The 22,009-nt window shown below is 68.5% G+C and carries 26 protein-coding genes; 17 read left to right on the top strand and 9 right to left on the bottom strand.

Features of this window, described 5'->3' with window-relative positions; all coding sequences use genetic code 11:
• Positions 1–98: 98 nt before the first annotated feature.
• Entirely contained in the window at positions 99–1,643 is a 1,545-nt protein-coding gene (locus ACFVYL_RS16205; protein WP_389716145.1) for a glycosyltransferase family 87 protein, read from the top strand.
• A gap of 99 nt (positions 1,644–1,742) precedes the next feature.
• On the opposite strand, the gene ACFVYL_RS16200 is transcribed toward ACFVYL_RS16205, so the two are convergent.
• The 3 genes from ACFVYL_RS16200 to ACFVYL_RS16190 form a co-directional block, all read right to left on the bottom strand.
• On the bottom strand, positions 1,743–2,774 hold the full coding sequence (locus ACFVYL_RS16200; RefSeq protein ID WP_389716143.1) for an alanine racemase: 1,032 nt from the start codon (positions 2,772–2,774) through the stop codon (positions 1,743–1,745).
• 66 nt (positions 2,775–2,840) lie between these two features.
• Entirely contained in the window at positions 2,841–3,962 is a 1,122-nt protein-coding gene (locus tag ACFVYL_RS16195; RefSeq protein ID WP_389716141.1) for a lipid II:glycine glycyltransferase FemX, read from the bottom strand.
• Between the two features lie 147 nt (positions 3,963–4,109).
• Complete coding sequence (locus tag ACFVYL_RS16190) at positions 4,110–4,424, bottom strand: hypothetical protein (RefSeq protein WP_389716140.1); 315 nt, start codon at positions 4,422–4,424, stop codon at positions 4,110–4,112.
• 266 nt (positions 4,425–4,690) lie between these two features.
• Between ACFVYL_RS16190 and rpsF the strand changes: the two genes are divergently transcribed.
• The 4 genes from rpsF (at position 4,691) to rplI (ending at position 6,438) form a co-directional block, all read left to right on the top strand.
• A complete protein-coding gene (rpsF, locus tag ACFVYL_RS16185; RefSeq protein WP_016644628.1) occupies positions 4,691–4,981 on the top strand; it encodes a 30S ribosomal protein S6 in 291 nt (96 codons plus the stop codon).
• Between the two features lie 79 nt (positions 4,982–5,060).
• A complete protein-coding gene (locus ACFVYL_RS16180) occupies positions 5,061–5,663 on the top strand; it encodes a single-stranded DNA-binding protein (protein ID WP_389716137.1) in 603 nt (200 codons plus the stop codon).
• Positions 5,664–5,736: 73 nt separating this feature from the next.
• Positions 5,737–5,973 (top strand): 30S ribosomal protein S18, encoded by a 237-nt coding sequence (gene rpsR / locus ACFVYL_RS16175; RefSeq protein WP_003949403.1) that lies wholly within the window; start codon positions 5,737–5,739, stop codon positions 5,971–5,973.
• 18 nt (positions 5,974–5,991) lie between these two features.
• Positions 5,992–6,438: a 50S ribosomal protein L9 gene (gene rplI / locus ACFVYL_RS16170; RefSeq protein WP_389716134.1), complete on the top strand. Its 447-nt coding sequence runs from the start codon at positions 5,992–5,994 to the stop codon at positions 6,436–6,438.
• A gap of 128 nt (positions 6,439–6,566) precedes the next feature.
• On the opposite strand, the gene ACFVYL_RS16165 is transcribed toward rplI, so the two are convergent.
• Positions 6,567–7,904: an MATE family efflux transporter gene (locus ACFVYL_RS16165; RefSeq protein WP_389716132.1), complete on the bottom strand. Its 1,338-nt coding sequence runs from the start codon at positions 7,902–7,904 to the stop codon at positions 6,567–6,569.
• A 460-nt stretch (positions 7,905–8,364) separates the two neighbouring features.
• Here ACFVYL_RS16165 and dnaB point away from each other — a divergent pair, with 460 nt between their 5' ends.
• From dnaB to ACFVYL_RS16140, 5 genes are all read left to right on the top strand, one after another.
• Positions 8,365–9,840, top strand: coding sequence for a replicative DNA helicase (gene dnaB / locus ACFVYL_RS16160; RefSeq protein WP_389716129.1), 1,476 nt, complete (start codon positions 8,365–8,367; stop codon positions 9,838–9,840).
• A 258-nt stretch (positions 9,841–10,098) separates the two neighbouring features.
• Positions 10,099–10,464, top strand: a complete 366-nt coding sequence (locus tag ACFVYL_RS16155) for a hypothetical protein (protein WP_389716127.1) — start codon at positions 10,099–10,101, stop codon at positions 10,462–10,464.
• A 2-nt stretch (positions 10,465–10,466) separates the two neighbouring features.
• On the top strand, positions 10,467–10,802 hold the full coding sequence (locus ACFVYL_RS16150) for a hypothetical protein (RefSeq protein WP_389716126.1): 336 nt from the start codon (positions 10,467–10,469) through the stop codon (positions 10,800–10,802).
• 58 nt (positions 10,803–10,860) lie between these two features.
• Positions 10,861–11,163, top strand: a complete 303-nt coding sequence (locus ACFVYL_RS16145) for a hypothetical protein (protein ID WP_389716399.1) — start codon at positions 10,861–10,863, stop codon at positions 11,161–11,163.
• Between the two features lie 39 nt (positions 11,164–11,202).
• On the top strand, positions 11,203–11,598 hold the full coding sequence (locus ACFVYL_RS16140) for a hypothetical protein (protein WP_389716123.1): 396 nt from the start codon (positions 11,203–11,205) through the stop codon (positions 11,596–11,598).
• Positions 11,599–11,688: 90 nt separating this feature from the next.
• On the opposite strand, the gene ACFVYL_RS16135 is transcribed toward ACFVYL_RS16140, so the two are convergent.
• Positions 11,689–12,552, bottom strand: a complete 864-nt coding sequence (locus ACFVYL_RS16135; RefSeq protein ID WP_389716122.1) for an alpha/beta fold hydrolase — start codon at positions 12,550–12,552, stop codon at positions 11,689–11,691.
• A 75-nt stretch (positions 12,553–12,627) separates the two neighbouring features.
• Here ACFVYL_RS16135 and ACFVYL_RS16130 point away from each other — a divergent pair, with 75 nt between their 5' ends.
• Positions 12,628–13,482, top strand: a complete 855-nt coding sequence (locus ACFVYL_RS16130) for a helix-turn-helix domain-containing protein (protein ID WP_389716120.1) — start codon at positions 12,628–12,630, stop codon at positions 13,480–13,482.
• Here ACFVYL_RS16130 and ACFVYL_RS16125 read toward each other — a convergent pair.
• The gene (locus tag ACFVYL_RS16125; RefSeq protein ID WP_389716117.1) at positions 13,469–14,422 is read right to left on the bottom strand and encodes an SDR family NAD(P)-dependent oxidoreductase; all 954 of its coding nucleotides are present in this window, start codon (positions 14,420–14,422) and stop codon (positions 13,469–13,471) included. The genes ACFVYL_RS16130 and ACFVYL_RS16125 overlap by 14 nt on opposite strands.
• 57 nt (positions 14,423–14,479) lie before the next feature.
• Here ACFVYL_RS16125 and ACFVYL_RS16120 point away from each other — a divergent pair, with 57 nt between their 5' ends.
• From ACFVYL_RS16120 to ACFVYL_RS16110, 3 genes are all read left to right on the top strand, one after another.
• A complete protein-coding gene (locus tag ACFVYL_RS16120; protein WP_389716114.1) occupies positions 14,480–14,950 on the top strand; it encodes a MerR family transcriptional regulator in 471 nt (156 codons plus the stop codon).
• 64 nt (positions 14,951–15,014) lie between these two features.
• The gene (locus ACFVYL_RS16115; RefSeq protein ID WP_389716111.1) at positions 15,015–15,479 is read left to right on the top strand and encodes a carboxymuconolactone decarboxylase family protein; all 465 of its coding nucleotides are present in this window, start codon (positions 15,015–15,017) and stop codon (positions 15,477–15,479) included.
• A gap of 79 nt (positions 15,480–15,558) precedes the next feature.
• A complete protein-coding gene (locus ACFVYL_RS16110) occupies positions 15,559–16,938 on the top strand; it encodes a serine hydrolase domain-containing protein (RefSeq protein WP_389716108.1) in 1,380 nt (459 codons plus the stop codon).
• 114 nt (positions 16,939–17,052) lie between these two features.
• Here ACFVYL_RS16110 and ACFVYL_RS16105 read toward each other — a convergent pair whose 3' ends face one another.
• Positions 17,053–17,505 carry a GNAT family N-acetyltransferase gene (locus ACFVYL_RS16105; protein ID WP_389716106.1) on the bottom strand — a complete coding sequence of 151 codons (453 nt, stop codon included), beginning with the start codon at positions 17,503–17,505 and terminating at the stop codon, positions 17,053–17,055.
• A gap of 78 nt (positions 17,506–17,583) precedes the next feature.
• Positions 17,584–18,042: a MarR family winged helix-turn-helix transcriptional regulator gene (locus tag ACFVYL_RS16100; RefSeq protein WP_389716103.1), complete on the bottom strand. Its 459-nt coding sequence runs from the start codon at positions 18,040–18,042 to the stop codon at positions 17,584–17,586.
• A gap of 141 nt (positions 18,043–18,183) precedes the next feature.
• On the opposite strand from ACFVYL_RS16100, the gene ACFVYL_RS16095 reads away from it, so the two are divergent.
• On the top strand, positions 18,184–19,416 hold the full coding sequence (locus tag ACFVYL_RS16095; protein WP_389716101.1) for an MFS transporter: 1,233 nt from the start codon (positions 18,184–18,186) through the stop codon (positions 19,414–19,416).
• Positions 19,417–19,512: 96 nt separating this feature from the next.
• Entirely contained in the window at positions 19,513–19,941 is a 429-nt protein-coding gene (locus ACFVYL_RS16090) for a heme-binding protein (protein ID WP_389716099.1), read from the top strand.
• Positions 19,942–20,012: 71 nt separating this feature from the next.
• Here ACFVYL_RS16090 and ACFVYL_RS16085 read toward each other — a convergent pair whose 3' ends face one another.
• Positions 20,013–20,882: a GNAT family N-acetyltransferase gene (locus ACFVYL_RS16085; protein WP_389716096.1), complete on the bottom strand. Its 870-nt coding sequence runs from the start codon at positions 20,880–20,882 to the stop codon at positions 20,013–20,015.
• Positions 20,883–21,060: 178 nt separating this feature from the next.
• On the opposite strand from ACFVYL_RS16085, the gene ACFVYL_RS16080 reads away from it, so the two are divergent.
• Positions 21,061–21,693 (top strand): HAD family hydrolase, encoded by a 633-nt coding sequence (locus ACFVYL_RS16080; RefSeq protein WP_389716093.1) that lies wholly within the window; start codon positions 21,061–21,063, stop codon positions 21,691–21,693.
• The last annotated feature ends 316 nt before the right edge of the window (positions 21,694–22,009 follow it).

Raw genomic sequence — 22,009 nt, 5'->3', positions numbered from 1 at the left:
GCCGCCGGGACTCCCCCACGGATGTTTCACGTGAAACGAGGGCCGTCGCACCGATGGGTGCGGCGGTCCTCTCCGCGTTCCCAGCTACGTACGGCAGGATGGCGGGCATGCCCAGCGCAGACCCCCACAGTGCAGACCCCGGTGCGGAGACGGCGCGTACGAGCGCGTACGAGTCCGTGAGCCCGCAGGAGCCCGTACGGCCGACCAAGGAGGACGAGGTCGCCAGGGCCGGCAGCGAGCTGATCGGGGGACCGGCCGGCCGAAGAGTGCTGTTCACGGCGAGCTGGTGGACCCCCGTGCGCGTCATCCTGCTCGTCGCGCTCGGGATGTTCGCGCTCGGGATGATCCAGAAGATGCCGTGCTACAACGGCGCGTGGTTCTTCGGAGCGAGCTCGCAGTACACGCACGCGTGTTACTCCGACATCCCGCACCTCTACCAGGGGCGCGGTTTCGCCGACGGGCTCGTGCCGTACTTCGACAGGCTGCCCGGTGACATGGAGTACCTCGAATACCCGGTCCTGACCGGGGTGTTCATGGAGATGGCCTCCTGGGTGACTCCCGGCAGCGGATCCATCCAGCACCAGGAGAAGATCTACTGGATGGTCAACGCCGGGATACTGATGGCCTGCACCGCGGTCCTCGCCATCTGTGTCGCGCGCACCCACCGGCGCCGCCCCTGGGACGCGCTGCTCGTCGCCCTGGCGCCGGCGCTCGCGCTGACGGCCACCATCAACTGGGATCTGCTCGCGGTGGCTCTCACGGCCGCCGCGATGCTGATGTGGGCGCGCGCGCGTGTCCTCGCTTTCGGTGTGCTGCTCGGGCTCGCGACGGCTGCCAAGCTCTACCCCGTGCTGCTGCTCGGCCCTCTCCTGGTCCTGTGCTGGCGGGCCGGGCGATGGCGGGAATTCGGTACGGCCCTGCTTGGCACGGTGGGCACGTGGCTGGTCGTGAACCTTCCGGTGATACTGCTCGCCGGTGACGGCTGGTCGAAGTTCTACACATTCAGCCAGGAGCGCGGCGTCGACTTCGGGTCCTTCTGGCTGATCCTCTCCCAGCGGATGGATTCCCCGCTGACCACGGACACCGTCAACACCCTGGCGACGGCGCTGATGCTCCTCGCCTGCCTGGGCATCGGCGCACTCGGGCTCACCGCGCCGCGCCGCCCGCGCTTCGCGCAGCTCGCCTTCCTGGTGGTCGCCGCCTTCGTCCTCACCAACAAGGTCTACTCGCCGCAGTACGTCCTGTGGCTGGTTCCGCTCGCCGCGCTCGCCCGCCCGCGCTGGCGCGACTTCCTGATCTGGCAGGCGGGGGAGATCGCGTACTTCCTCGGGATCTGGATGTACCTGGCGTACACGACGAGTGGGGACGCCCATAAGGGGCTGCCGACCGAGGGCTATCAACTGGCCATCGTCGTCCACCTGTTGGGCACGCTGTACCTGTGTGCCGTGGTCGTGCGCGACATCCTGATGCCGGAGCGGGACGTGGTGCGCCAGGGCGGGGAGGACGACCCGTCAGGGGGCGTCCTGGACGGCGCGAGAGACGTCTTCGTCCTCGGGCACGCGGGCCGTGCGGCGCAGCCGGTGAGGCGCTCGACAGGCGCGCCCGCCGTGCAGTGGGGTTCGGCCACCGACCTGTCGCGCTGAGGCGCTCCAAGGCGTGTTCGCTCAGGGCGAACAGCGAGAGAAGGACACACAGAAGGGCCGGTACGACGCGTCGTCGTACCGGCCCTTCTCTGTCGACTTCTAGCGGTCGACGATCCGGTCGAACTGCGTCGTGGTGTGCCGCAGATGGGCCACCAGTTCCTCGCCGACCTTCGGCTCAGGGGCGTCGGACGGCACGAAGAGGATCGAGACCTGCATGTGCGGCGGCTCGGCGAACCAGCGCTGCTTGCCTGCCCAGACGAACGGCGAAAGATTGCGGTTGACGGTCGCGAGGCCCGCACGCGCGACGCCCTTGGCCCGCGGCATCATGCCGTGCAGCGCCTTGGGGGCCTCCAGGCCGACACCGTGCGAGGTGCCGCCCGCGACCACGACGAGCCAGCCGTCGGACGCGGCCTTCTGCTGGCGGTAGCCGAAGCGGTCGCCCTTCGCGACGGCGGTGACGTCGAGGACGGCGCCGCGGTACTCCGTGGCCTCGTGATCGCCCAGCCACAGGTGCGTACCGATGCGCGCACGGAAGCGGGTCTGCGGGAACTGCTGCTGCAGACGGGCGAGTTCACCGGCCTTGAGGTGGCTGACGAACATCGTGTGGAGCGGAAGGCGGGCGGCGCGCAGCCGGTCCATCCAGCCGATGACCTCCTCGACGGCGTCCGAGCCGTCGGTGCGGTCCAACGGCAGGTGGATCGCGAAGCCTTCGAGACGCACGTCCTCGATCGCCGCGTGCAGCTGCGGAAGCTCCTGCTCGCTGATGCCGTGGCGCTTCATCGAGGACATGACCTCGATGACGACACGGGCGCCCACGAGGCCGTACACGCCGTCGAGCGACGACACGGAGCGGATGACGCGGTCGGGCAGTGGCACCGGCTCCTCGCCCCGCCGGAACGGGGTCAGGACCAGCAGGTCACCGCTGAACCAGTCCTTGATCCGGGCGGCTTCGTAGGTGGTGCCCACGGCGAGGACGTCGGAGCCGAAGCGCGTGGCTTCCTCGGCGAGGCGCTCATGACCGAAGCCGTAGCCGTTGCCCTTGCAGACCGGGACGATGCCCGGGAACTGCTCCAGCAGGTGCTTCTGGTGTGCCCGCCAGCGCGCGGTGTCGACATAGAGCGTGAGCGCCATGGCTGGATCCCGGAACCTTTCTCGTGTCTGCGGTGTATCAGAGTTATGGAAGGAAATTGTGCGGGATCAGCGGCGCGACATGTAGATGTCCAGCGCCTTGTGCAGCAGCTTGTTGAGCGGGAAGTCCCACTCGCCGATGTACTCGGCGGCCTCGCCACCGGTGCCGACCTTGAACTGGATCAGACCGAAGAGGTGATCGGTCTCGTCCAGCGAGTCGGAGATGCCGCGCAGGTCGTAGACAGTGGCCCCCATGGCGTATGCGTCGCGCAGCATCCGCCACTGCATCGCGTTCGAGGGCCGGACCTCACGCCCGATGTTGTCCGAGGCCCCGTAGGAGTACCAGACGTGGCCGCCGACGACGAGCATCGTCGCGGCCGACAGGTTCACGCCGTTGTGCCGCGCGAAGTACAGCCGCATGCGGTTGGGGTCCTCGGAGTTGAGGGCCCGCCACATCTGCTCGAAGTAGCCGAGGGGCCGCGGACGGAACTTGTCGCGCACGGCGGTGATCTCGTAGAGGCGCTGCCACTCGGCGAGGTCCTGGTAGCCGCCCTGGACGACCTCGACGCCGGCCTTCTCGGCCTTCTTGATGTTGCGCCGCCACAGCTGGTTGAAGCCCTTCTGGACCTCGTCCAGGGAGCGGTTGGCCAGCGGCACCTGGAAGACGAAGCGGGGCTGCACGTCACCGAAGCCGGCGCCGCCGTCCTCGCCCTGCTGCCAGCCCATCCGCCGCAGTCGGTCGGAGACCTCGAAGGCACGCGGCTCGATGTGGGTCGCCTCGGTGTCCCGCAGCCGCTTGACGTCGGGGTTCTGGATGCCGGCCTTGATCGCCGGAGCGTCCCAGCGGCGGATCACGACCGGCGGACCCATCTTCACGGAGAAGGCGCCCTGCTGCTTCAGATGCGCCAGCATCGGCTGCAGCCACTCGTCGAGGTTCGGGGCGTACCAGTTGATGACCGGGCCCTCGGGGAGGTACGCGAGGTACCGCTTCAGCTTGGGCAGCTGCCGGTAGAGCACCAGGCCCACACCGACCAGCGCGCCGGTCCTGTCGTCGAACCAGCCCAGGTTCTCCGAGCGCCATTCGCTTTTCACGTCAGCCCATGCCGGGACCTGGCAATGACTCGCCGACGGCAGTGTCTGGATATACGCCAGATGCTGCTCGCGACTGATGGTCCTCAGGGTCAGACTCATTCGGGGCGCTCCTCGGGCTGGTGTGTCCCCATGGGTTCAGGGGCTCCGGCTCTCGCGCCGAAGCCTACTGCGCCCTGCGAGCGCCCCGTCTGGGCGTACGGAACTCAGCGCCCCGGCCGTTCCCGCGACCGGGGCACCGGAAGGCCGTCAGCCGACGATTCCGCCGAAGAGTCCGCCGTGCGCCATACCGAGGAAGAAGCCGACGGCCGAGGCGCCGAGCCCCAGGATCAACCCGAAGCGCTCGCGCGTGGTCACCGAGATGAACTGGCCGTACGCACCGGTGGCGATCCCGGCCAGGCCTGCCCACGAGCTGATCAGATGGAGGTTGTGGAACATCGCCGTCACGAAGGCGATCACCCCCAGCACCAGCGTCACGCCGACCAGCGTGTCCTGGAACGGATGGGCCTTGCCGTCCGTGGCGAAGAGGGAAGTGGCGGTGTGCGGTCGCATTGCTTGTGCCATGTGAGGCACCTCCTGCGTAAGGCGGCGCATCGTAGCGCCATAGACACCCGATGTGTACAGATTCTGCCCGTCCGCCGCCGGATTTCAACCGGAAGCCTCGGTGCGGGTAGTCTGTACCGTCTGCACCAGTGTCTGCCCTGGCCACAGCATGAGCTCCCGCTCGCGGGAGTCGATTGTCAGTGGCTGCGGATACCGTTGCGTACGCATCACGACCCTCCTGCCACGGAACGACCGTGGCCGCTGAGTCCAAAGGAGGTGGGTTCCACATGCGTCACTACGAAGTGATGGTCATCCTCGACCCCGATCTCGAGGAGCGCGCTGTCTCCCCGCTGATCGAGAACTTCCTCTCCGTCGTCCGTGAGGGCAACGGAAAGGTCGAGAAGGTCGACACCTGGGGCCGTCGTCGTCTGTCCTACGAGATCAAGAAGAAGCCCGAGGGCATCTACTCGGTCATCGACCTGCAGGCCGAGCCTGCGGTCGTCAAGGAGCTCGACCGACAGATGAACCTGAACGAGTCGGTCCTCCGGACCAAGGTCCTCCGTCCCGAGATGCACTGAAGCTTCCTAGCTCAGTAGCACCCGGGAATCGAGTAGCAGCAACAAGCAGCCAGCAGCAAACCCGCCGAGAGGTTCCCCCATGGCAGGCGAGACCGTCATCACGGTCGTCGGCAATCTTGTCGACGACCCCGAGCTGCGCTTCACCCCCTCCGGTGCGGCGGTCGCGAAGTTCCGTGTCGCGTCCACCCCCCGCACCTTCGACCGCCAGACGAACGAGTGGAAGGACGGCGAGAGCCTCTTTCTGACCTGCTCGGTCTGGCGTCAGGCGGCGGAGAACGTCGCGGAGTCGCTTCAGCGAGGCATGCGCGTCGTCGTGCAGGGCCGGCTGAAGCAGCGGTCCTACGAGGACCGTGAGGGCATCAAGCGCACGGTCTACGAGCTGGACGTCGAGGAAGTCGGCGCCAGCCTGAAGAACGCCACGGCCAAGGTCACCAAGACCACTGGCCGAGGTGGCCAGGGCGGTTACGGCGGCGGTGGCGGCGGTCAGCAGGGTGGCGGCAGCTGGGGCGGTAACCCCGGCGGCGGCCAGCCGCAGGGTGGCGGCGGTGCTCCCGCCGCCGACGACCCCTGGGCGACCGGTGCTCCGGCCGGCGGCGGCCAGCAGCAGGGCGGCGGCGGTGGCGGCTGGGGCGGAAGCTCCGGCGGCTCCGGTGGCGGCTACTCGGACGAGCCCCCCTTCTAAGCCTCAGGGCTTTCAGGCCCTCGGGCCGAGGGTGGGCCGTAACCCCACTTCTTGATCACACAGGAGATACACCATGGCGAAGCCGCCTGTGCGCAAGCCGAAGAAGAAGGTCTGCGCTTTCTGCAAGGACAAGGTCACGTACGTGGACTACAAGGACACGAACATGCTGCGGAAGTTCATTTCCGACCGCGGCAAGATCCGTGCCCGCCGCGTGACCGGCAACTGCACGCAGCACCAGCGTGACGTCGCCACGGCCGTGAAGAACAGCCGTGAGATGGCGCTGCTGCCCTACACGTCCACCGCGCGATAAGGGAAGGGTGACCGAAAAATGAAGATCATCCTCACCCACGAGGTCTCCGGCCTCGGCGCCGCCGGCGAGGTCGTAGACGTCAAGGACGGCTACGCCCGCAACTACCTGATCCCGCGGAACTTTGCGATCCGCTGGACCAAGGGTGGCGAGAAGGACGTCGCGCAGATCCGTCGTGCGCGCAAGATCCACGAGATCGCGACCATCGAGCAGGCCAACGAGATCAAGGCCCAGCTCGAGGGCGTCAAGGTCCGTCTGGCCGTCCGCTCCGGCGACGCCGGTCGTCTCTTCGGTTCCGTCACCCCGGCTGACATCGCTTCGGCGATCGAGGCTGCCGGTGGCCCGAAGGTCGACAAGCGCCGTGTCGAGCTCGGTTCGCCGATCAAGACCCTGGGCGCCCACACGACGTCCGTGCGTCTGCACCCCGAGGTTGCCGCGAAGGTCAACGTCGAGGTCGTCTCCGCCTAAGCACTGCGCTTGGCAGAGCTGAAGCAAACGTTGGGCCGCACCCCTCGCGGGGTGCGGCCCAACGTGTTTCACGGGGGGGGTGCTGTTTCACGTGAAACAGCACCCCCCGTGAAACAGCCCGCAGACGCTCAGCGCGTGGCACCCGTGACGATCCAGCGTCCGGAGCGGGAACGCAGCCACAAGGTCAGCATCCGGACCGCCATCATCAGCGTCATCGCCCCCCACAGCGCGGTCAGGCCTCCGCCGAAGGCCGGCACGAGCAGGGCGACCGGCGTGAAGACGGCAAGCGTGGCGATCATCGCCCAGGCGAGATACGGCCCGTCGCCGGCGCCCATCAGGACTCCGTCCAGGACGAAGACGATGCCGCACACCGGCTGGGCGAGGGCCACCACCACGAGGGCGGGCAGTGCCGCATCCTGCACGGCCGCGTCGCCCGTGAAGAGCGGGATGAACAACGGCCGGGCGAGCACGATCAGCAGGCCGAGGACGCATCCCGAGGCGATGCCCCACTCCACCATCCGGCGGCAGACGGCGCGTGCGCCTTCCGGGTCGTCGGCGCCCAGATAGCGCCCGATGATCGCCTGCCCGGCGATGGCGATGGCGTCGAGCGCGAAGGCCATCAAACTCCACAGGGACAGAATGATCTGGTGGGCAGCCACGTCGGAGTCGCCGAGACGGGCGGCCACGCCGGTCGCGATCATCAGGATGGCCCGCAGCGAGAGCGTGCGGACCAGGAGGGGCGCCCCGGCTTGTGCACAGGCCCGGATCCCGGCTGCGTCAGGACGCAGCGAGGCACCGTGCCGCCGCGCACCGCGGACGACGACGTAGAGGTACACGGCGGCCATGCCGCACTGGGCGATGACGGTGCCCCAGGCGGAGCCGGCGATGCCGAGGTCCGCGCCGTAGACCAGGCCGACGTTGAGGGCGCCGTTGGCCACGAACCCGCCGATCGCGACGTACAGCGGGGTCCTGGTGTCCTGCAGGCCGCGCAGAACACCGGTGGCGGCGAGTACGACGAGCATGGCGGGGATGCCGAGTGAGGAGATCCGCAGATACGTGACGGCGTACGGGGCCGCGGTGTCCGATGCGCCGAAGAGCTCCACGAGAGCGGGAGCGGTGGGCAGGACGACGGCGATGACGGCGGCACCGAGGAGCAGTGCGAGCCAGATGCCGTCCATGCCCTGGCGGATGGCGGACGGGAGATCTCCCGCGCCCATCCTGCGGGCGACGGCGGCAGTGGTGGCGTACGCGAGGAAGACGAAGACGCTGACCGCGGTGGTCAGGAGCGCCGAGGCGACGCCGAGACCGGCCAGTTGCGCCGTGCCGAGGTGCCCCACGATGGCGCTGTCGGCCAGTACGAAGAGGGGCTCGGCGACGAGTGCGCCGAAGGCGGGAACAGCGAGCGCGATGATCTCTCGGTCGTGCCGCCGCCGGGTGGCCTTGGGTGCCACGGGAGCCTGTGTCATGGACACCAATGTAATCTTCCACAGGTAAGAGATGCAACGCAATTACGACCCTTACCTAGGTCGTCCTTCGGTCCGCTGTCACATGCCGTTTCCAATGATCTTGGTCCGACTGGGAAAGTTTTTCTTCTGCACAGCCGGTGGATGGGAAAGGTGCAGGTCAGAGGCGCTGTGCGAACGTCGCTGAGGGCTTGTTCACAGGCCTGTCCACCGGCCCGTGCACAGGTTTGGCGGAGTTCTCCACAGCATAGGGTCCGCTATCCACACCGCCTGTGGATAACCAGATTGGCTGACGGTGCCCACAGGCCTACCGTGGACCGGCGCCCGCCTCGTCGTACGACCTCGGAAACCCCGGAAAACCGACGCGTCAGAACCGGAGTTGGGCCCCCTTATTTGTCAGTGTCGTGCCGTAGGAAAGAGGGGCACGGCGAGGTCCGCTCGGCGGACGGGAGGAGGTGGCCCGGTGAGTATCTCCGAGCCTTTGGACGACCCCTGGGCCGACAGCGGTCCCAGTGACCGTCTGCCCGTATCCCGTCAGCGCCGCGACGGTGGACGGGGCCGCGACGACCAGCACGACCGAGGCAGGGAGAGTGGCTGGGACGGCGGAGGGTCGTCGTTCGAGCGCGTTCCGCCGCAGGATCTCGACGCGGAGCAGTCCGTGCTCGGCGGCATGCTGCTCTCCAAGGACGCCATCGCCGATGTCGTCGAGGTCCTCAAGGGCCACGACTTCTACCGCCCCGCGCACGAGACGATCTACGCCTCGATCCTCGACCTCTACGCGAAGGGCGAGCCGGCCGACCCCATCACCGTGGCGGCCGAGCTCACCAAGCGCGGTGAGATCACCAAGGTCGGCGGCGCATCGTATCTGCACACGCTGGTCCAGACGGTTCCGACCGCGGCGAACGCCGAGTACTACGCGGAGATCGTCCACGAGCGCGCGGTGCTGCGCCGCCTCGTCGAGGCCGGCACGAAGATCACCCAGATGGGATACGCGGCCGACGGCGACGTCGACGAGATCGTCAACAGCGCCCAGGCGGAGATCTACGCGGTCACCGAGCAGCGCACGACCGAGGACTATCTGCCGCTCGGCGACATCATGGAGGGCGCCCTCGACGAGATCGAGGCGATCGGCTCGCGGTCGGGGGAGATGACCGGTGTCCCGACCGGCTTCACCGACCTCGACCAGCTCACCAACGGTCTGCACCCGGGCCAGATGATCATCATCGCGGCCCGTCCCGCCATGGGTAAGTCGACGCTGGCCCTGGACTTCGCGCGAGCCTGTTCGATCAAGCACAACATGCCGAGCGTGATCTTCTCGCTCGAAATGGGGCGCAACGAGATCGCGATGCGTCTGCTGTCCGCCGAGGCGCGGGTGGCGCTGCACCACATGCGCTCCGGCACCATGACCGACGAGGACTGGACCCGTCTCGCCCGGCGCATGCCGGACGTCTCGGCCGCCCCGCTCTACATCGACGACTCCCCGAACCTGTCGATGATGGAGATCCGCGCCAAGTGCCGCCGCCTCAAGCAGCGGAACGACCTGAAGCTCGTCGTCATCGACTACCTGCAGCTGATGCAGTCGGGCGGTTCCAAGCGGTCCGAGAGCCGTCAGCAGGAAGTCTCGGACATGTCGCGAAACCTGAAGCTGCTGGCCAAGGAGCTTGAGCTGCCGGTGATCGCCCTCTCGCAGCTGAACCGTGGCCCCGAGCAGCGCACGGACAAGAAGCCCATGGTCTCCGACCTGCGTGAATCCGGTTCGATCGAGCAGGACGCGGACATGGTGATCCTGCTGCACCGCGAAGACGCGTACGAGAAGGAGTCGCCTCGCGCGGGCGAGGCGGACATCATCGTCGGCAAGCACCGTAACGGCCCGACGGCGACGATCACGGTCGCGTTCCAGGGTCACTACTCGCGCTTCGTGGACATGGCGCAGACCTGATCTTCTCGGCTGTAGGGCCTCATGTTCCGTGTCGGAATCTCACGGTCGATGTCGGATGGATGTCGGATACGACATCGCCATGAGACCGGCCAGGCTTTGATGTCCCGTCTCGCTGAGCGTGGATGAATCACACTGATCTGGACGGTGCGGCTTCCAATCTCACGGCCAGTGGCTGTTGTCGAGGGCAGGGTCACTCACAGGGATGAAGCCCGTCTCGTTGCGTGTGGCTTGTCTCACGGCATCCGAGATGGTCGATGCATGGGTGGAGTACAGGTCCTGCGGGGTGGGGCTCCGCCAGAGGTCTCGGATTTCGATCTGGCCTGGCTGGAGCATGGTGACGAGGTGCGGAAGCCGTTGGGGTACGCGGCGGATGTGGCCTTCGAGGACGTTGCGCCGGTCCGGGACTTTCCGACGTACCGGGGGCAGCGGCATTTCCCGTGGCTGTACTGGTCGGCGACGATGGGACGCCGTGTCGGGTTCGAGTCGTGGCTGGAGCGCGACCACGCGATCCTGACGGACTTCGATCCGCAGGTCGTGGGGTACGCCTCGCAGCCGTTCTGGTTGTTCTGGGCGGCTGAGACGGACCTATTGCACGGCGCTAGAGTCCAACAGCGGAGGAGGTGAAGATGGCGCTGAACAAAAAGGGTTCCCGGCGCATAGCTGTTGACGGGATCGAGTACCGCTGGCGGATCCGCAGGAAGCCCTCCTACATGCAAGGACTCTGCTGGACACCCATGACCTACGCGGTCGAAGCGGCCAGCGGTGGCCAGCCGGGCACGACCTTGATCGTCACCAGCGGCCAGGCCCATCCCAGTAACTGGGTGGGCGTCGAGACGGAGCCCATTCGTCCAGCTCACGTTGCTGCCAGCATTCGCGAGGCACGGGATCAAGGCTGGGATCCGACCGGGGGCGGTTCTCCTTTCCAGCTCGACCGATCCGCAGGATTCATTGCTCAACCGTGAGACAAGGCGGAGTAGCGCGGCGTATCTGGCCCGGCACCATGGCCTGGTGACCACATGGATGCGCTGCTACTGGGACGAGGAAGACACCTGGTTCTACTTCGAGGTCGACGCCGACGGCTGGGTGATCCGGCAGGTCGAACTCGAAGGGCCTGAGCTGATCCCGATCACAGCTGCCTCCCTCGCCGAGTGGCAGGGGGCCCGCGACGCAGGCCGCCTCGACGAGTACGACAGCAGGTTCGGGATCACAGCCGAGCTGCCCGTCTCGGAATGGGAAGGCCACGACCCCGAACAACTCACCTTCGAGGAGTTCGAGGAAGTCTGGGGGTCTGCCCGTCGGCAGATCGCATCCCGGCCCAGCTGACCGCTCGGCCCCGCGGAGGCTTCTTGGCATCATCGCGGCATGACCCTGACCCTTCCCCGCACCGTCCGAGCCGTCGACACCGCTCAGCTCCTGGACCTGGCCCAGGAGGCCGCCATGCATGGCTTCAGTCAACGGCTCCCGGGCGACTGGCTACGAGAGCACCTCGCCGCAGAGGCGACGCACTACCTGTTCCCGACGCTCGTGCAGCGGCTCACGCACCGTCTCGAGGTGCCGCTGCAGTGGAGGTGCCAGCAACTGCTGACCGTCAGCACCGGCGAACAGATCTGGGGTCTCCTCGACGTCCTGCCCGACACCTTCGACAAGATCCCGGAGACCTTGGACACGGCGTCCAAGAAGGACATCGTCAACCGCATCGAGCAAGCAGTGACGGTGCGGGAGTGGATAGAACGGACGGCCGCCGATGCAGGTTCATGAGGTCCGGCGCAGCCGGCAGTCTGAGGAAATGACACCGATCTGAGACAGCCGCCTGCCGACACGTCGTGAGACTGGAGGGGAACGTCCAGGTCATAGCGTCGGCGCATGACATCGAAAGTGAGAACCTACATCGGCGAAGGCCAGCAGAAGTTCAGCGGTCTTCAGCGGTTCCTCCAGGATCGGCGTGTGCCCGGCACCGGGCAGCAACACGACTTCCGCGCCAGGGACCACGCGGTAGTCGGCGGCGGACGAGGGCCGCCACCTGCGGTCCTGGTCGCCGAAGATCACCTGTAGGGGCTTGCCGAGGGCGGTCAGGCGGTACGGGAGTGCCTGCTGGTTCAGGTAGGCGATGGCCTCCCGCATCGCCGAGGTGATCGCTCCGTAGGTCATGCCGCGCAGCTCGTCGACGAGTTCTTGCGGGACCCGGTAACCCTCGCGGAACGCCGCGCTCGCGAACCGGCGGATCTGCTCGTCGGACGGCGGCCACTGTGCGGGGTCGATCGCGAGGGGCTCCGGTGCGATGAAGGCGTTCATGCCGGGACCGGTGTTGATGAGGACGAGCGCGGCCACCAGGTCGGGTCGTTGCTCGGCGAGCGCGGTGACGGCATAACCGCCGCTGGAGTGGCCGACGGCCGTGACGCCTTGGACGTGGAGCCGGTCCAGCGCCGTGCCGAGTGTGCCTGCCTGCTCGTCGGTTCGATAGCCGCGACCGACCGGTTCCGCCGAGCGGCCGTGCCCGGGCAGGTCGATCCGGATGACGTGATGCGTCGTGGCCAGCAGCGGAACCAGCGCGTCCCATGAGCGGCTGGAGGCCGCCGATCCGTGGACGAGCAGGAGTGCGGGGGCGTCGTGGGGGCCGTCCTGACAGACGTAGAGGTCGCCGTGCTCCAGATGGAGGGTCGCAGCCTCGGTGGCGTCGGCGTTGACATGCGGGTTCGTGTCGGGATGAGTCATGCGCCCACCGTTGCTCCCGTATCCCGTCCACGGATTGGACAAATGTTCCCTGCTCGGCGCGCGTAGCATCCGAGGATGGGGTTGACCACGCCTGGACGTGACGATTCCGCTGCGTGGGACGTCGCACGTCCGCAGCGGCCCAGCACGGTGGCCGGTGTCGATATGGCCGGATTCCGGGTTCCTGGCCCGCTCGCCGGTGACCTGCGGGTGGTTCCGCATCCGGCCGTGATGATGATCCTGGAGTTCGGGCCGAGCACGCCCACCGTGGACGACGGCACGGGGCGGCGGCACCGGGGCAGTCTCGTTGCCGGACCCGGTTTCGGATCGGGAGGCGGGGTCCGGGCGTGGGGGCAGAGCATCGAGTGCGTGCAGGTGCGCCTGTCGCCCGTGGTCGCGGGCGCCGCTCTGGGTGTCTGTCCGGCGGACCTGGCCGGTACGTCGGTTTCCCTTGAGGACCTGTGGGGCCGGGAGGCGGCACGGATCCGTGAGCGACTGGGCGAAATGCCCTCGTGGAGCGACCGTTTCGCGTATGTGGACGCTCTGCTCGCCCGCCGGTACGAGACACGGTCGCCGGTGGACCCGGCGCTGGCCTGGGCCTGGAACCGGATCGTGGGCACCCGGGGCCTCGCCCGGGTCGACCACCTGGCGGACGAACTCGGATGGAGCCGCAAGCGGCTGTGGTCCCGCTTCCACTCGTCCATCGGCATGCCGCCGAAACGCGCCGCGAAGCTGATCCGCTTCGACCACGCGGTGCACCGCATGGTCGGGGGCGAAGGTGCGGCCCGCGTCGCGGCGGACGGCGGCTATTTCGACCAGTCCCATCTGCACCGGGACGTCAGGGAGTTCACCGGCTCGACGCCGACGGCCGTGGTGGGCGAACCCTTCCTGACGGTGGACGACCGCGCCTGGCCCGGCGTCAGAAGGCGCTGAGCCCGGTGAGCTCGCAGGAGAGGTCCCAGAGCCGGGACGCCGAGGCGGGGTCGACGGCCCAGGGCTTGACGCCGCCGATCAGCATGTCGTCGGTGGTGGCCGGCCCGGCGATGTCGCAGTCCTGGCAGTACGCCCCTCCGCGACCGTCCAACAGGGGAGAGGTCGCCGCCCAGAGTGCCGTCGCCGCTCCCTGCTCAGGCGTCTTGAAGCCTTCGGCCGGCGTGCCGTCCGGGGTCACCCAGCCCTGCGCGAGCCACTCCTCGCGGGGGATGTGGCGCTGCAGCGGGGTCAGGATGCTGCCGGGGTGCACGGCGAGGGCGCTCAGGCCGTGGTCGGCGCCGAGGCGGTCGAGGTGCAGGGCGAAGAGGGCGTTGGCGGTCTTGGACTGGGCGTAGGCCAGCCACCGGTCGTAGCCGGTGCGGAAGTGAAGGTCGGCCCAGCGGATGTCGGACAGGAAGTGTCCGGAGGAGGCGACGGCCACGACACGCGCCCCGTCCGGCGCGAACGCCGGGTACAGGCGCTGGACCAGCGCGAAGTGCCCGAGGTGGTTGACGGCGAAGTGAGCTTCCCAGCCCGGGCCGACGCGTGTCTCCGGGCAGGCCATCACGCCCGCGCCGTTGATGAGGACGCCGAGGGAGCGGCCGGTCTCCAGGAAGCGGTCGCAGAACACGCGGATGCTGTCCGGATCAGCGAGGTCGAGGGCGTGCACCTCGGTCCTGGGGAGGCCGAGCAGGGCGTTCTCTGCGGTGTCGGGGCGGCGGGCGGGGACGATGACGTGCGCTCCCGCGCGTACGAGGGCCCGGGTGGTCGCGAGCCCGAGACCGGAGTAGCCGCCGGTGACCAGGGCCGTGGTGCCGGTCAGGTCCACGTCGGCGAGCACGTCGTCGGCCGTGCTGCGGGCACCGAATCCGGTGCCGAGCTTCTGCTGTTCGGTGATCATGCCTGGACGCTAGGAGCTAGACCGCGCGCTAGGTCAAGGGATCTGTACGGTCGCGGCATGAGTGAGGATGCGGGCGGTCTGCCCGACGGCAAGGCGCGTGGACTGTCCATAGGGAAGGTCGCCGATGTGACCGGTCTGAGCGTGCACGCGCTGCGGTTCTTCGAGCGGGAAGGGCTCTTCCTGCGGGAGATCCCACGCACCGGCGGGGGACAGCGGGTCTACGAACAGGCAGATGTGGACTGGCTTCTGCTGTGCGGCCGGCTGCGGGACTCGGGCATGCCGATCGCCACGATCCAGAAGTTCGCGGCGCTCGTGCGCTCCGGGCCCGGCAACGAGCCGGACCGCCTGGCGCTGCTCCAAGCGCACGAACGCGCCGTACGCGCGAAGATCGACGACCTCAGCGCCTGCCTGGAGGTCATTCACGGCAAGGTCGTCACCTACGAGCGGCACCTGCGTGACGGAACGGCGGCCGGGCTCTGGTCGCCGACGCCGCTCACACTCCCGCGTCGCGATTCGTCGGTGCAGTGACGGACCACCACGACGCCGCCTCGGCAGACAGCGGCGCCGGGCAGACGCTTGAGGAGAACACTCAATGCAGGCTCGTATGCAGAACCCCGCCGTGGTCATCCCTGAGGCCATGAAGCCCTTGCTGGTCCTGTCCAAGATCGTCAGGAAGCAAGGCCTGCCCCAGGCGACGATCGAGCTGGTGCAGCTGCGCGTGAGCCAGATCAACGGATCCAGTGTCTGTGTGGACGGGAGTGCGCGCAGTGCCGGAGCGGCGGGCGTCACGGACAAGCAGCGTTCAGCGGTGGCTGCCTGGCGGCACACGACCTGCTTCACCGACGCGGAACGTTCCGCCCTCGCCCTCGCGGAGGCGGTCACGCGGCTCGCCGACCGGCCCGATCCGGTGCCGGCGGCGGTCTGGGACGAGGCGGCGAAGCACTTCACCGAGCAGGAGCTGGCCGCGATCGTCCTCGCCGTCGGGGTGACCAACATGTTCGACCGGATCAACGTCGCCACGCGGCGGGTCGCGGGCTCGATGCCCTGGGAGACCTGACCTGACCTGCCGGGATGCGGGTACGGATACGGGTACGAATTCGCTCGACTCAGCGGCGCCTCCCAGGTCAACTGGTCCCATGACAACACCTCATGAAGAGCTCCTCCCGTCCACCCGCCGATCCCTGCTGCACCGCATCGCCACCGCGCAGACGGAGGGCCGGACCCCGTCGCTGGTCGCCGCGGTGGCCCGGGACGGCGAGCTGGTGTGGAGCGGCGGCCGCAGCATGGTGGACGGGCACGCGCCGGACGAGAACGTCCAGTACCGCATCGGTTCGATCACCAAGACCTTCACCGCCGTGCTGGTCATGCGGCTGCGGGACGAGGGCGTGCTGGATTTGGGCGACCCGCTGGAGAAGCATCTTCCGGGGACCGGAGCGGGAGAGGTCACCATCGCTGAACTCCTCTCCCACACGGGCGGATTGGCCGCGGAGACACCAGGAGCGTGGTGGGAGCGCACACCTGGCTCGACGCGTCCCGAGCTCGCCGACGTACTGGGCCAGGATCCGTTCAAGCACCCCTCGGGCCGTCGCTTCCACTACTCCAACCCCGGCTATACGTTGCTCGGTTCGCTGGTGGAGGCGTTGCGGGGCGCTCCGTGGGAGGAGGTGCTGCGCGGTGAGGTGCTTGATCCGCTGGGCCTGAGCCGTACGAGCGCACAGCCTCAGGCACCGCACGCGGGTGGCTTTGCCGTGCATCCCTGGGCGGACGTGATGATGCCCGAGCCCGTCGAGGATCTGGGGCTGATGGCTCCGGCAGGGCAGTTGTGGTCCACCGCGGCGGACCTGGCGCGCTTCGGGACCTTCTTGCTGAAGGGCGATGACCGGGTCCTGTGTGGGGAGTCCGTACGGGAGATGCGGACGCCGTCGGCGCCGTTGCAGGCGGGGGAATGGGACAGGGCGTACGGCCTGGGCCTGGACCTGCTGCGGTGGGAGAAGGGCAGCCTGGCCGGACACGGTGGGTCGCTGCCGGGCTTCGTGGCCGCTCTGTGGGTGAGCGAGGCGGACGGGCTGGCCACGGTCGCCCTCGCCAACTGCACGTCGGGGCCGCAGGTGGCGGCGCTCGCCGTGGATCTGGTGAAGATCGTGGCTGACGCCGAGCCCCGCATCCCGGAGCCGTGGCGGCCGCTCACCGAAGTCGACGAGAGGGCACTGGAGTTGACGGGCCCCTGGTACTGGGGGACTCAGGTGCTCGCGCTCCGGCTGACGGCCGACGGCGGGGTCGAGGTGGGCCCGCTCTCCGGGGCGGGGCGGCAGGCCCGGTTCCGGTCCAACGGGGACGGCACCTGGACGGGGCTCAACGGCTACTACGCGGGGGAGCTGCTGCGGGCGGTACGGCGGGTGGACGGTTCGGTGAGCCACCTCGACCTGGGGTCATTCGTCTTCACCCGCACGCCGTACGACGAGGGGGCGCCGGTCCCTGGCGGGGTGGATCCGCAGGGGTGGCGCGGCTTCCCGTAGACGAATTCCTGGTGGCCCCCGGAGCTCAACTGGGTCCCTAAGAGGCCTTAAAAGGGTGGCACAGCAGGACGAGGCGGCTTGTTTCACGTGAAACAAGCCGCCTCGCTGTGTCCTTCAGAGCTGCATTTTGAAGCCCACGTGGGACGCCGAGAACCCGAGCCGCTCATAGAAGCGGTGGGCGTCGACGCGGGTGGCGTCGGAGGTCAGCTGCACCAACTGGCAGTTCTGGCGGCGGGATTCCTCGACGGCCCATTCGATGAAGCGTGTGCCGAGCCCGCTGCCGCGCTCGTCGGCGTGGACACGTACGCCCTCGATGACCGACCGCGTGGCGCCCTTCCGGGAGAGCCCCGGGATGATCGTGAGCTGGAGCGTGCCGACGACGCGACCCTCGCGCTCGGCGACGACCAGGTGCTGGTTCGGGTCGTCGGTCAGTCGCTCGAACGCGGTGACGTACGGAGTGAGGTCGTCCGGCGACTCGCGCGCGGCGCCCAGGGGGTCATCGGCGAGCATGCCCACGATGGCGGACAGATCTGCGGCTATGGCAGGGCGGATTTCGAGTTCTCCCATGGCGGCAGCCTATGTGGGCCGCCCGCGGTCTCCCGGGCGTACCTTCCATGACCTCCCCCGGCCGGCCATCGAAGGGAGCTACGCGGGCACGCGCAGCGTTTCGACGGCCCTGACCAGCGGGGCAAGCTCCGGGTTCTGCGCGGCTTCGTCGAGCGCCTCGCGCAGGGCCGCGTCGTTGGTGGGGCGTGCCTCGGCGAGCAGCGCGGCGCCGGTCTCGCTGACGTCCGTGTAGATGCCGCGGCGGTCGGTGGGGCACAGGTAGCGGGACAGGAGGCCACGCTCCTCGAGCCGGGTCACCAGGCGGGTGGTCGCGCTCTGGCTCAGCACCACGGCGTCGGCCACCTGCTTCATCTGCAGGTGGCCGCCCTCGCCGTCGTGCTGGCGGTTGAGGACGTCGAGGAGTCCGTACTCCCGCACGCTCAGGCCGTGCTTGGCCTGGAGAGCGCGCTCGACGCGTGCCTCGATCTTCCCGTGGAGCAGGGAGAGGGCGCACCAGCTTTGGGCGAGCGCGGTGAGTGCGGGGTCTGTCGCTGTCATGGCTCTTGTTCCTCCGTCCCGGAGTGGGCTGACACCCAGAGTAATCCACCGCTGCAATATCCAGCGCTTGCAAGTATCCCGCGCATGCAATTATTGTTGGCGCACGTTAAGCGCACCTGCAATCGTTTGGAAGGTAGATCCATGCCTCTCGCGCTTCTGGCTCTCGCGATCGGAGCCTTCGGGATCGGGACCACCGAGTTCGTGATCATGGGGCTGCTTCCCGAGGTCGCGGGCGACTTCGGTGTCTCCATCCCGACTGCCGGTTTCCTCGTGACGGGTTATGCCCTTGGCGTCGTGCTCGGCGCTCCGCTGATGACCGCCCTCGGCACCCGGATCCCACGCAAGCGGATGCTGATGCTTCTGATGGGCCTCTTCGTCGTCGGCAACCTGCTCTCCGCCGTGGCCCCGGTCTTCGGCGTGATGCTGGCCGGCCGCGTCGTCGCCTCCCTCGCCCACGGCGCCTTCTTCGGCATCGGCTCGGTCGTCGCGGCCGAACTGGTCGCTCCCGAGAAGAAGGCCGGGGCGATCGCCATGATGTTCTCGGGCCTCACCGTGGCCAACGTGGTCGGTGTCCCGCTCGGCACGCTCGTCGGCCAGGCCATCGGCTGGCGGATCACCTTCGTGCTCGTCGCTGCCCTGGGCGTCCTCGGCCTCCTCGGAGTCGCCAAGCTCGTACCGGATCTGCCCAAGCCCGAAGGCGTGCGGCTGCGTGACGAGATCGGTGCCTTTCGCAACGTACAAGTGCTGCTCGCCATGGCGATGACCGTCCTCGGCTTCGGCGGCGTCTTCGCGGCCATCACCTACATCACGCCGATGATGACGGACGTCGCCGGTTACGCGGACTCCTCCGTCACCTGGCTGCTCGTCCTCTTCGGGCTCGGCATGGTCGGCGGAAACCTCGTCGCCGGACGGCTCGCGGACCGTGCGCTGATGCCGATGCTGTACGTGACGCTGGGCTCCCTCGCCCTGGTGCTCGGTCTGTTCACCCTCACCGCGCACAACAAGGTCTCGGCCGCCGTGACCGTCCTGCTGATCGGAGCCCTGGGCTTCGCGACTGTGCCGCCCCTGCAGAAGCGTGTCCTGGACTACGCCTCGGGCGCCCCGACGCTCGCCTCCGCGGTCAACATCGGCGCCTTCAACCTGGGCAACGCGCTGTCGGCGTGGCTCGGCGGGCTCGTCATCTCGGCCGGCCTCGGCTACACCGCCCCGAACTGGGTCGGTGCGGTGCTCGCCGCCTCCGCCCTCGTCCTGGCGCTCGTCTCGGCCGCGCTGGAGCGTCGCTCCGGAGGTCGTCCGGGCCTCGTTGTGACGGGTGCGAGTGCGGTGGGTGTGTCATCTGCGCCCGTCGAGCGGCCGACGCCCGTCCACCACTGACTCCCCCGGCTCCCCCGGATCCCCCACCCCTCAACTTCCCCCCACCCCCCGTTCCTCCCCTCAACCTCAGCACCACCCCGCAAGGAGAACCCCCTCGTGAGCACCACCACCCCCGCCGCCGTCGCCCCACTGACCATCGAGGACGCCGAGGCACTCGTCACCGCGGCCCGCCGCGCGGCCGACGCCGCCGGTGTCACGGTCAGCGTCACCGTCCTGGACGCGGGCGGCCACCTCCTCGCCTTCCGGCGCGACGACCGGGCCGTCCTGGTCTCCGGTGAGACCAGCACGCGCAAGGCCTACACCGCCTTGCAGCTGAACGCCCCGACCGCCGACCTCGTCGACGCGGTGCAGCCCGGCGGCCTCTTCCACACCTTGCCCACCGCCCTCGACCGTCCCCTGCTCTTCATCGCGGGCGGGGTGCCGGTCCACCGTGACGGCCGCCTGATCGGTGCCGTCGGCGTCGGCGGCGGTGCGCCCGAGCAGGACCACGGCTTCGCGGCGGCGGCCGCGGACGCCCTCGCATAAGGCACTCGTATGAGAGAGGCCCGTCCCCCAGGATCCCGGGGGACGGGCCTCTCTGCGTCACGGCGGTCGGCTCAGCCGGCGGCGACCGTCAGCGGCGCGAAGCGGCGGGTCCAGTCGCCAGGCAGCTCCGGCGTCCCGTACGTCATGACGGTGTTGTCGGCGACGTGCTCCAGGCCGCTCTCCTTCACCCACGTCAGCAACTCTTCGTGCCGTACGTCGATGTCGGTGCGCAGCGGACGGTCGGTGTGCGCGGCGAGCGAGGCGACGAGCGCCTTCGCGGTCTCGGTGTCCCGGGCGACGAGCGGGCCCACGACATGGGTCTCCATGTTGGGCCAAGCACCCGCGTAACCGACGATCTCACCGTCAGCCACCGCGACCCGGAACTGGTCCGTGAAGGCGGGGAGCCGGGTGATCACATGCATCCGGTCGTGACCGAAGACCTCGGTGTCGAGCCGGAGGACGGTGGTCAGGTCCTCCGCGGTGGCCGGCCGGGTGGCGATGTCGGGCAGCGGTCCGGCAGGGGTCAGGTGACCCCTGACCATCTCGACCCGGCCGATCACCTTGAAGCCGAGCTGTTCGTAGAGAGGGCGGCCGAACGGTGTCGCGTGGAGAGTCAGCGGGGTGGTGCCCGCCGCCTCGACGGCGTACTCCATCAGCCGACGGCCGATGCCCTGCCGCGCGTACTGCTCGGCGACGAGGACCATGCCGATCGCGGCCAGATCGGGGCGCTCCTGAGCGCCGTACCGGGTCACTACATAGGCGGCGATCAGGCCGTTGCCGTCGGGCTCGTCGATGCCGTAGCCCGTTCCGGCCGACAGCAGCAGACCCCACTTGTGTTCTTCACGCGGCCAGCCCCGGTTTTCGGAGAGGTCGGCGCAGGCCAGCAGATCGCGGGGCGTCAGCCGGCGGATGGGCAGTGCGGAGAGGGAAGGTGTCGACACGCGGGCCAGGCTGTCTGACGTACATCCTCGGCGTCCACCCGTTTGTGGGCAGAAGCACGTTGGTTCTGCCCACCTTGCGCCGGGCCGTGCGGTCGTGTTTCACGTGAAACACGGTGCCGAGGAGCGGGGGCCGGGGCGTCCGACAGCGGGAGTAACCGCGAGTACTAGCCTCGGCGGCATGGCACGCCTACACCTTTTCGATCTGGACGGGACGCTGCTGCACGGCACAGCGGCGCCCGTGGAGATATCCCGGCAGCTCGGCCTGGACGCGGAGATCGCAGAGCTCGAGCGGGACTTCGTGGCGGGGCGCATCGACTCACCGGAGTACGCGGAGCGGGTGCACGCCTTGTGGGCGGAGCTCACGGACGCGCAGGTGACGGCGGCCTTCGACGGGGCGCCCTGGCTCACCGGCATACGGGAGACATGGGCCGAGATCCGGGAGAGCGGGGACTACTGCGCGGTGGTCTCCCTCTCGCCGTCGTTCTTCGTGGAGCGGCTCACCGGGTGGGGTGCGCACGCCGCGCACGGATCGCGTTTCCCGGCCGTGCCGTTCACCGAGCCGGTCGATCCGACGGGCATTCTCAACGCGACGGCCAAGGTGAAGATCGCGAACCGCCTCTGTGAAGAGTTCGGGGTGGGCCGGAGCGATTGCGTCGCGTACGGTGACTCGCTTTCCGACCTGGAGTTGTTCGGCGTCGTCCCCGTTTCTGTGGCGGTCAATGCGGATCAACGGCTGGTGAGACTGGCCACCCACTCCTATGTCGGGCGGGATCTGCGGAAGGCATACGAATTGGTCCGGCACGACCGGTAATTGAGGTAATTGGCAGCCGGAGCAGTGGAATTACAGGCGCAGGGTAGAAGGACTTGTGCGTTCGGCGGCTGCCGGTAGGGTCGATCACGGTTCGTGCCGGGTGCGCCACTTCGCACTCTGGGGGGCACACGCAGGCAAAGAAGCCTAACGGGGGAAGAGATCCAGAACTCGTACTTGCCGTTATGCGGTCGACGCGACGGCGGGCAATGGGATGCTGCCGTGAGATGACTGCGGCCAATGTCACATTCTGGACCTACTTGTCCGTAGGGTCCGGGAAGCCGGGGTTCAATGTGGCCGTAACGGCCGTCGAGGCAGA

The sequence above is a fragment of the Streptomyces sp. NPDC058308 genome (genome assembly GCF_042880275.1).
In the GTDB taxonomy this organism is placed as follows: Bacteria; Actinomycetota; Actinomycetes; order Streptomycetales; family Streptomycetaceae; genus Streptomyces.
This window is presented reverse-complemented; position numbering and strand designations above follow the sequence as displayed.